The sequence below is a fragment of the Reyranella sp. genome (assembly GCF_004296935.1).
GTDB lineage: Bacteria > Pseudomonadota > Alphaproteobacteria > Reyranellales > Reyranellaceae > Reyranella.
This window is the reverse complement of the sequence record NZ_SCVH01000048.1, coordinates 1-5,456: the sequence shown is the minus strand read 5'-3', so window position 1 is coordinate 5,456 and position 5,456 is coordinate 1. Positions and strand designations below refer to the sequence as shown.

Sequence of the window (5,456 nt, the reverse complement as noted above, 5' to 3'; positions counted from 1 at the left end):
CGTGGCGATAACGACGTTGTTTTTCATTTTACCTCAACCGGTGGCATAATTTACCCACGGCCATCCCCACGCCCGGGTCGCACTACGGTCGGAACGGCGACACATCGGCATCCCAACCGGTTGCAAGGTAACAGCGAACACTATTGAAAATCCAGCGCGCCGTTGCCTCGACAAGCAAAGCAGCAAAGCGCGCGCCACAAGGCAGTTCTGCACAGAATGTATCTGTAGAAAGACGTAGCTCACCTCAAAAAGAAGCCCGCCGCTGCGCGATCCGGAGATCGTGCAGCGGCGGGCCCTTGGACGCCCCCTCTGATTCCTTACAACAGGATTACTTCAGGCTGTCGGCGATGCCCTTGAAGCCTGCCTGAGTCTTGCCGGCGATGTCCTGAATCTGGCCGCCGCTGCCAGCGAAACGCTTGGCCGCGTCGGGGAGCTGATAGCCCAGGATCGTATCCGGCAGCTGCAGGGGAATGGCTCCGGTAACGCCGGCATAGATGAGGCCCATGAAGGCCAGCTTCAGCGTCCAACCGAGGATAAAGCGCATGAACCAGTTCCCTGAATGACGGGACGGAGTGTAATTGCGCACGTGCTGTCGAAACAGCCATCGGTTGGTATCAATTGTTGTGCAGAGTAGTCGGAGAGGATCAGGCCGCCCGACCCGAGAAGCTCGCGCGTACATGGTCGGCGAGATCGCGGGCGGCGGGGCTGAGACCCGGCAGAGCGTAGAGATTGATGCGAAATTCGGGCAGCGGCGGCAGGCGAGCATCCCTGCCCAAGATCTCGAAGCGCTCGGGCACCGAGGAGCGTAGCAGCGGGGCCACCGCGAGTCCGGCCTCGAGCACGGCATGGACCGGCTCCATGCGGCTCACTTCGCAGACCGCCCGCCAGTCGCGCCGCGCCTTGCCCAGGGCCTCGATCGCCACCGGCCGGAAGACGCAACTGGGGGCGCCGAGCGAGACCGGTAGCGGGTCCCTGAGGTGGGCGTTGCCGCCCGGCACGCCGACCCAGACCAGGCGGTCGATGCGAAGCGTCTCGCCGTGGCGCCCGCACTCGGTCTCGGTGGTGAGGGCGAGATCGACGCCACCCGATTTCAGCACCTCGCGCACGATCTTCGAATCCTCGCATACCAAGCTGACGCGGACGCGCGGCTGGGCCTTGGCGAAGCGGCGCAGCACCGCTGGCACGAAGGAGCCCACGATATCGTAGGGCACGCCCAGGCGAACCTCGCCCTCGAACGACGGCGTACGCATCGACGACCACACCTCATCATTCAGGGCGAGCAGCCGTCGCGCCTGGGCAAGCAGCCGCTCGCCGGCGGGCGCCAGCGCCAGCCGCCGACCGATGCGCTCAAACAAGCGGCAGTCGAGCGCCTCTTCCAGCCGCCTGATCTGCTGGCTGGCCGCGGCTTGGGAGACGCCGAGCGACGCCGCCGCCCGCGTGACGCCACCGGCTTCGACGACGGCGAGAAAGGCGCGCACCAGCGCCATGTCGAGGTCCTTGCGCATGCCAATACATAACCATTTCCGAACGATTATATCAAAAACATTCGTTTTTCTTATTTATATGGAAGGCCTAGCGTTCGAGCAGGAGGAACCCCATGCCGACCAAGATCTCCGGACTCTGGCTGCCGCTCATCACGCCGTTCAAGGACGGTGCCGTCGACTTCGCAAGCTACGAGCGATTGATCGACCACTACATCGGACTGGGCGTCGACGGGCTGTTCCCGCTCGGCACCACCGGCGAGTCGCCGACGCTCGACGAGGCCGAGATCGACGAGCTGGTCGACCGCACGGTGGCGCGGGCGGCCGGCCGCGTGCCGGTGTTCGCCGGCGTGGGCGGCAACGCCACGCACAAGGTGACGAAGACTCTGAGACGGCTGGAACGCTTTGCCTTCGAGGGCATCGTCTCGGTCTGCCCCTACTACAACCGGCCGGGCCAGGACGGATTGATCGCGCACTTCCGCGCCATCGCCGCGGCGACCGACCGGGACATGGTAATCTACAACATTCCCTATCGCACGGCGGTGAACCTCTCGAACGACTCGCTGCTCGAGCTCGCGGAGGTGCCGAACATCGTGGGTGTGAAGGACAGTTCCGGCAGCGTGACGCAATCGCTCGAGCTTCTGGCACGCAAGCCGAAAGGCTTCGCGGTGCTGACAGGTGAGGATGCGCTCTATTTAACCATGATGGCCCATGGCGGCGACGGCGGCATCCTGGCCGCCAGCCACCTCATGACCGAACGCTTCATAGAAGTCGGTCGACGCTTTGCCGCCAATGATGTGGCCGGTGCCCGCGCCGCCTGGGCGCCGCTCGCCCAGTCCGTGCCGCTCTTGTTCGCCGAGGCCAATCCGATGCCGATCAAGTATCTGCTGTGGCGGCAGGGCCTGATCGCCTCGCCGGAATGCCGGCTGCCGCTCACGAAGATTTCCGATGGGTTGGCGAGGAAGCTCGACTCGTTCTTCGTCGAACGCGCGGCGGCCTAGCCTCGCGCCTTCAGCAGGTCGCGGATCTCTGTCAGCAGGACTTCCTCTTGCGATGGCGGCCGCGGCGCGGCGGGCGCGGCCGCTTCCTCTCTCGACACGCGATTGATCGCCTTGATGATCATGAAGAGGACCCAGGCGATGATGAGGAAGTTCACCGTCACCGTCAGGAAGGTGCCGTAGCCCAGCGTAGCTCCCGCTTTCTTGGCGGCATCGTAGGTCGCGGCCTGGCTCGCGGCCGGCGTCAGCCCGATGAAGTAGTTCGTGAAGTCAAGGCCACCGGCGATGCGACCGATGACCGGCATGATGATGTCGTTCACCAGCGAGTCGATGATCTTGCCGAAAGCGGCGCCGATGATGACGCCGATGGCGAGGTCGACGACGTTGCCGCGCATCGCGAATTTCTTGAATTCCCCGAGCATCTTTCCCTCCGTGGTCGTCAGGATACGCGCAGCCACACCAGCAAGGCAGAGACGCTAATCACCGAGAAGGCGGTCGAGAGTAGCACGGCGGCGGTGTTCTGCTCGACCGAGATGTCGAACTGCTTGGCCAGCACGAAGGCATTGGCGGCGGTCGGCAGCGCCGCCATCAGGAGCGCCACTTTGCCGGCCACCGAATTCAGATCGATGAAGAACGGCAGCACCAGCACGGCGAGCAGTGGCTGCAGCAGGAGCTTGATGATCGTGGCGAGCCCGGCCTCGGCGAGGCCGCTCTTGATCGACTTGTCGGAGAGGAAGAGGCCGATGGCGAACAGCGCACAGGGGGCCGCCGCCGAACCCAGCAGGTCGAGCCACTTCTCGGCCGGTGTCGGAATCGGCACGCCGACGGCTGAGACGAGGATGCCGAGCGCGATCGACATCGGCAGCGGATTGCGCGCGACATTGAAGGCGGCACGCAGGAAGGTCTTCACCGGCCCGTGGCCCGCCGCCACCTCGAGCTCGATCAGCATGACGCCGAACACCATGGAGACCACGGCGGTCACGATTACGGTGAGCATGGCCGGCGGCAGGCCCGCTTCGCCGAAGGCGGCGAGGCAGAGCGGCACGCCCATGTAGCCGACGTTACCCCACGATGACGCGATACCCTGCAGGCTCATGGCGGCGAGGCCACCACGACCCCGCTCCCGCGCCGCTAGGCGGGTCGAAATCATGCCGACCCCGAAGGTGGCGACGACGGCGAGGCTGAAGCCCAGCATCAGGGCGGGGTCGAGCACGGCCTGCACCGGGGTTCGCGCCAGGGTGCCGAAGAACAGCACCGGCAGGGCGAAATAGCTCACAAAGGCATTGAGGGCGCCGGTCGCCTCGCCCCCCAGGATGCGCCAGCGGCCGGCTAGATAACCCGCCAGGATGACCCCGAAGATGGGAAAGGCGACGTTGAGGATGGCCTGCACGGGGTCCCGACTTCACTTGTAGTGATTGATTAAGAATTTGACATAAATGGCACAAATACAATAGCATTTTACCTGACTATCGAGGCCGTACTGTCCCCCCTCGCAAGCGGCCCGGGAGAAGAAAAATGCGTCTCTTGTTCGCCAGCGTCGCCGCCCTGATTGCTGTCGCCTTCGCGACACCGTCCTTCGCCCAGGACGAAACCCCGGCGCCCGTCCCCACAACCAAGCCCAAGCCCGGCACATCCGCCTACTGCCAGACGCTGAAGAGCGCCTCGTCGCGCAGCGCCTGCCTGAAGAAGGCGACCGCGGCCAAGGCTCCGGCCAAAGCCACCACGAAGACCGCGTCGAAGGCCAAGGCCAAGAAGCCCGCCACGACCGCGGCACCGAAGCAGCCCGATTCGGCGCAACTGCCGCCGGCCGCCGCGCCGGCTGCCGCTCCCGCCGGCACCGTCGCCGTGCCGCCGCTGCCGTCGAAGACGATCTAGTCTAGTCTCCGCTCTCCCAACCACGGGAGAGCGAGATGGCTGCCCATTCTGCTGCGCTGATTTCGACCGAAGACCTGGCGCGCCGCCTCGGCGCCCCGGCGTTGCGCGTCTTCGACTGCACCACCTACCTGAAGCCGGGGCCCGACGGCCGCTACATCGCCGAGAGCGGTCGCGCCAACTACGACAAGGGCCACATTCCCGGCGCGGCCTTTCTCGACCTCCAGGCCGATCTCTCGGACAAGACGTCCAAGCTCCGCTTCACCCTGCCGCCGCTCGAAGAGCTGACCAAGGCCTTCGCCGCCAAGGGCGTCGGTCACGGTACCTCGGTCGTGCTCTACAGCCACGCCTCGCCGGTTTGGGCGAGCCGCATCTGGTGGATGCTGCGCGCCATCGGCTTCGACGATGCCGTCCTGCTCGACGGCGGCCTCGACAAGTGGAAGGCCGAAAATCGCCCGCTCGCGACCGAGGCCACGGTCCATCCGCCGGCAACCCTCACCTTGCGCGGCCGGCCGGAGATCTTCGTCGACAAGGCCGCCCTTAAGGGCGCCATCGGCCAGGCCGGCACGCTCACCTTGAATGCGCTCAGCCTCGACCAGCACAAAGGCACGGGCGGCGTCGCCTACGGCCGCGCCGGCCGTGTCGCGGGCTCGTCCTGCGTGCCGGCGGCCAGCCTGTTCGGACCGGACAAGGCGCTGAAGCCGATCGCCGATCTGCGCGCGGCGTTCGACGGTGTCGGCGCCGCGCCGGACAAGCGCGTGCTGGTCTATTGCGGCGGCGGCATAGCAGCCACGCTCGACGCCTTTGTGCTGACGGCAATGCTGGGCCACCGGAACGTCTCGGTGTACGACAATTCGATGCAGGAATGGGCCAACGATCCCAGCCTGCCGATGGAAGTTGGTTGAGGAGGAAGAGCTGTGGCTGCCTACATCATCGTGGAAGTCGAGACGACCGACGAGGCCCTGATGGCCGAGTACCGCAAGCACACGCCCGGCGCGATCGCCAAGTTCGGCGGCAAGTTCATCGTGCGCGGCGGCAAGACCAAGACCCTGGAAGGCGGCTGGGTGCCGCCACGCGTCGTCGTGCTCGGGAACTCGAGCACGAC

The 5,456-nt window shown here is 65.7% G+C and carries 8 protein-coding genes; 4 read left to right on the top strand and 4 right to left on the bottom strand.

Features of this window, described 5'->3' with window-relative positions; all coding sequences use genetic code 11:
* Window positions 1-328: 328 nt before the first annotated feature.
* Window positions 329-544: a hypothetical protein gene (locus EPO55_RS06450; RefSeq protein ID WP_296335720.1), complete on the bottom strand. Its 216-nt coding sequence runs from the start codon at window positions 542-544 to the stop codon at window positions 329-331.
* Window positions 545-644: 100 nt separating this feature from the next.
* Window positions 645-1,505, bottom strand: coding sequence for a LysR family transcriptional regulator (locus tag EPO55_RS06445; protein ID WP_296335719.1), 861 nt, complete (start codon window positions 1,503-1,505; stop codon window positions 645-647).
* Window positions 1,506-1,597: 92 nt separating this feature from the next.
* On the opposite strand from EPO55_RS06445, the gene dapA reads away from it, so the two are divergent.
* Entirely contained in the window at window positions 1,598-2,482 is an 885-nt protein-coding gene (gene dapA / locus EPO55_RS06440; RefSeq protein ID WP_296335718.1) for a 4-hydroxy-tetrahydrodipicolinate synthase, read from the top strand.
* Here the strand turns inward: dapA and mscL are convergent.
* Together mscL and EPO55_RS06430 are read right to left on the bottom strand one after the other, a co-directional pair.
* Window positions 2,479-2,901 carry a large conductance mechanosensitive channel protein MscL gene (gene mscL / locus EPO55_RS06435; protein WP_296335717.1) on the bottom strand — a complete coding sequence of 141 codons (423 nt, stop codon included), beginning with the start codon at window positions 2,899-2,901 and terminating at the stop codon, window positions 2,479-2,481. The two genes, dapA and mscL, sit on opposite strands and share 4 nt — an antisense overlap.
* Window positions 2,902-2,918: 17 nt before the next feature.
* Window positions 2,919-3,869, bottom strand: a complete 951-nt coding sequence (locus EPO55_RS06430) for an AEC family transporter (protein ID WP_296335716.1) — start codon at window positions 3,867-3,869, stop codon at window positions 2,919-2,921.
* A gap of 125 nt (window positions 3,870-3,994) precedes the next feature.
* Here EPO55_RS06430 and EPO55_RS06425 point away from each other — a divergent pair, with 125 nt between their 5' ends.
* The 3 genes from EPO55_RS06425 to EPO55_RS06415 form a co-directional block, all read left to right on the top strand.
* Complete coding sequence (locus tag EPO55_RS06425; protein ID WP_296335715.1) at window positions 3,995-4,354, top strand: hypothetical protein; 360 nt, start codon at window positions 3,995-3,997, stop codon at window positions 4,352-4,354.
* A 35-nt stretch (window positions 4,355-4,389) separates the two neighbouring features.
* Window positions 4,390-5,256, top strand: a complete 867-nt coding sequence (locus EPO55_RS06420; RefSeq protein WP_296335714.1) for a sulfurtransferase — start codon at window positions 4,390-4,392, stop codon at window positions 5,254-5,256.
* A 12-nt stretch (window positions 5,257-5,268) separates the two neighbouring features.
* On the top strand, window positions 5,269-5,456 hold a 188-nt coding region (locus EPO55_RS06415; protein WP_296335713.1), incomplete at its 3' end, for a DUF1330 domain-containing protein.

Excerpts from the sequence above, each read along its gene's own strand:
- EPO55_RS06450 (WP_296335720.1), bottom strand. The coding sequence starts at position 544 with ATGCGCTTTATCCTCGGTTGGACGCTGAAGCTGGCCTTCATGGGCCTC.
- EPO55_RS06420 (WP_296335714.1), top strand. The coding sequence starts at position 4,390 with ATGGCTGCCCATTCTGCTGCGCTGATTTCGACCGAAGACCTGGCGCGC.
- EPO55_RS06445 (WP_296335719.1), bottom strand. The coding sequence starts at position 1,505 with ATGCGCAAGGACCTCGACATGGCGCTGGTGCGCGCCTTTCTCGCCGTC.
- dapA (WP_296335718.1), top strand. The coding sequence starts at position 1,598 with ATGCCGACCAAGATCTCCGGACTCTGGCTGCCGCTCATCACGCCGTTC.
- mscL (WP_296335717.1), bottom strand. The coding sequence starts at position 2,901 with ATGCTCGGGGAATTCAAGAAATTCGCGATGCGCGGCAACGTCGTCGAC.
- EPO55_RS06425 (WP_296335715.1), top strand. The coding sequence starts at position 3,995 with ATGCGTCTCTTGTTCGCCAGCGTCGCCGCCCTGATTGCTGTCGCCTTC.